This window comes from Kitasatospora sp. NPDC058063, assembly GCF_042885395.1.
GTDB lineage: Bacteria > Actinomycetota > Actinomycetes > Streptomycetales > Streptomycetaceae > Kitasatospora > Kitasatospora lactacystinica.
Genome location: NZ_JBHVSD010000004.1, coordinates 1 through 2,743, shown reverse-complemented (window position 1 = coordinate 2,743; position 2,743 = coordinate 1). Strand labels below are relative to the sequence as shown.

The 2,743-nt window shown below is 68.6% G+C and carries 3 protein-coding genes; all 3 read left to right on the top strand.

Annotation, left to right across the window (positions count from 1 at the left end; genetic code table 11):
* Positions 1 to 422 precede the first annotated feature (422 nt).
* The 3 genes from ACFVUY_RS08205 (at position 423) to ACFVUY_RS08195 (ending at position 2,625) form a co-directional block, all read left to right on the top strand.
* A complete protein-coding gene (locus ACFVUY_RS08205; RefSeq protein WP_387694182.1) occupies positions 423 to 548 on the top strand; it encodes a hypothetical protein in 126 nt (41 codons plus the stop codon).
* Between the two features lie 240 nt (positions 549 to 788).
* Entirely contained in the window at positions 789 to 974 is a 186-nt protein-coding gene (locus ACFVUY_RS08200) for a hypothetical protein (RefSeq protein ID WP_387728236.1), read from the top strand.
* Between the two features lie 1,048 nt (positions 975 to 2,022).
* Positions 2,023 to 2,625 carry a hypothetical protein gene (locus ACFVUY_RS08195; protein ID WP_387728234.1) on the top strand — a complete coding sequence of 201 codons (603 nt, stop codon included), beginning with the start codon at positions 2,023 to 2,025 and terminating at the stop codon, positions 2,623 to 2,625.
* The last annotated feature ends 118 nt before the right edge of the window (positions 2,626 to 2,743 follow it).

Genomic DNA, 2,743 nt, shown 5'->3' with positions numbered 1-2,743 from the left:
GTCGGGTGCTCGTCACCGACGGGTGGGGTCCGTTCTCGCAGACGGTCGCCGGTGACTTCCGGGGCACCGGCCGCGCCGGCCTCATCGCCCGCAACGACACCTACGGCGTCCTCGACGAATGGATGAACACGGGCGGAGCCTCCTTCTCCCACGCCTTCCGGCTCACCGACGGCTGGTGACCGGCCGGTCGGCCCGTCCAGCTCGTCCTGCCCGGCCAATGCGCTTGCACGGGACCACCGTTCGCAGCGGCGGCCCACCGGGAGGGGCGGCTCGCCGGTGGCGAGGAGGACGTCCAGCAGGTCGCCCCGGGGCCTCGGCCATGACGTCGTGCCCGGCGGGCAGGCCGTGCACCGTCCACCGCGGGTGATGGGCCGGGCGCCGGCCTCCTCCTCCCTGGCCGCCGGACCGTGGTCAACCTGACCATGGCGAGCTCCACCCGGGCCCGGGAGACCTCCGAGTGGGCGGCCGAGGCCGACATCGACTACGTCGACGGCGCGATTCCAGCGGTTCCCCAGGCCATGGGCACCGCCGAGGCCACCCTGCTGTGAGCCGGCCCGGAGTCCTGGCGCTCGAAGGCGCGCGTGAGCGTGCCTTCGAGCCGGGGCCGCCGATCAGGCGATGCCTCGTTGAGCACCTGTGTCTGACACAGCACTTCTCCCACGCGCGAGGAGAAGCGCTGCAACCTGTTCGACTACCCCGGCGGCGACGACGAGTACGCCGAAGCCCTCGAAGTCCTGGTCGAGGAACGCCGCCGCCTCGCCGCGCTCCCGCAACGCCCGTCCGCCTGGGTGGAAGTCGAGACCGGCCAGACCTTCTCGGATGCCTGGACCCAGGCCGACCAGGAAAGGCGCCGCCAACTCCTCCTTGGCCTCAAGGCCCGCCTCTACATGACACCCACCATCGAAGGCTGGTACCTACCAGCCGAACTCGAAGCGCGAGTAGAGCAATTGCAACGCGATGGAAGGTCGGCGTAGATCGCGAAGCGGACGAGCAACTGGCGGCCGTCATCGACAGATTCGACGGGCCGCGTCCGTGCGGGGGAGCGGCTACGGCGCTAGCCTCTACCGTCGGCTGCTGGTAGCACCGCCGTGTATGCCCTCGACCACGAGTGCGCCACCCTGACACTCCGGAGTGGCCACCCTCCGGGCCACCGGACTGGCTGCCTTCGATGCCGTCGACCACGTCCTCGGCTACAGCTCTCCCCAACAAGCCGAAGATAAGCAATAAGTTGGTCGAGCGTCGGGCACTGTAGTCATCGAGGAGTTGGCCACGATCAAGCCCGGATCTGCCGAATCATCCAACCGAGGAGTCCTGGGCCGGCAGGATGGCCGGACCGCTAGTTGACGCCGGTGCTGGACGAGGAGCATGTGTGGGAGCGCATGTGATCAACGATCGCTTTCCTGCTGGTGGGAGACGGCGCGCGCAGCGGCGGTCTGTCGAAGGCGCGCAAGGCCGTCGACACGGCAAATAGCGAAAGTGACAGGCAGTTCGCGGCGATCAAGTTGCTCAAGCGGCGCGACGACGAATTCATCAAGGTCTTCCTGGAACGGGAGACCGCCCGCACTCAAAGCTGTCGAGCACCCTCATATCGTGCGGATGCTGGAGTCGGGCTGGGACCCGGTTCTGGAGCGGTACTACATCGCCCTGGAGTGGGTGGAGCGCAGCCTGAAGGACGATCTACAGACTCGTCGGCTGGGACGCCTACTTCGAGAAGATCGTGCCACCACCTTGTAACAGTCAGTGATGATCAAGGAGCGGCACAGGATCGGGCCCACCGGCCGGGACCGCGCAGCGAAACCCCGGACGGGCATCGCTCCGGGTGAGAGGTTCGCCTGTTCGGCTCAGCGAGGATGACGGCCAGGAGACGGCGCCCGGAGACCTTCCTACCGTTGGACCCCGGGAGGCTGCATCCCCGCGGAGCCCGGCCGAGGACCTCTCGCCCGTCGGCCACCGCTCACGCCGAACCCGGCAGTCGACTTCCACCGTGACCACGCAGGGTCCGGGTCGAAGGAGATGAAGGACATGAACACCACGCGCACCGCCCGCACGCCCGCGACACCCGCACTGAACGGGTGCCGGACATCACGCCGCCGCCTTCGGGGACGGATCGGGCTCGCCGCGACCGCCACGGCCCTGTCGCTGCTGCCGATCGCCCCGTCCACCGCCAGCGCGGCACCCCACCTCCCGCTCACACAGATCGTGCGGGAGGCCAAGGTGAAGGCGCAGCAGGAGCACCCCGGCTCGCAGTTCTACGACGCGGACGCCGTCCTGCTGACACCCACGACCAACCCCAATGACGTCCAGGCCTGGTGGATCCGCTTCCGGGCCAAGGGCTCGGAGCCGTCCTTCGAGTACAAGTACTCGACCACCGGTCAGTACCAGAGCACGCAGCTGTGGAGCGTCCCGATCGGGATCCAGGCCATCTCCCCGTTCACCATGACGGAGGTCCAGGCCCACGATCTGGCCGTCAAGGCCGGGCACACCGGCGCGTTCAAGCCCCTGTACCTCAATGAGCCCGTCGTGCAGAACCCGCATCCCACCTACTACTTCTGCATTCCCAGCGAGGGCAGGACGGTGGCGGTGGACACCGTGACGGGCCACGTCACCACGCCGTGGTCGTGCTAGTGACCATGGTGTGAGCCCTGTTCGGTGGCCGTCACCCAGCGGGGGTGACGGCCATCGGCGGCTGGCGACCCTTGCCCTCCGCCCGCTCGGTGCCGCCGACCGGGCGGAGGGCAAGGGT

Coding starts and splice junctions, on each gene's coding strand:
- ACFVUY_RS08205 (WP_387694182.1), top strand. CDS start 423: ATGGCGAGCTCCACCCGGGCCCGGGAGACCTCCGAGTGGGCGGCCGAG.
- ACFVUY_RS08195 (WP_387728234.1), top strand. CDS start 2,023: ATGAACACCACGCGCACCGCCCGCACGCCCGCGACACCCGCACTGAAC.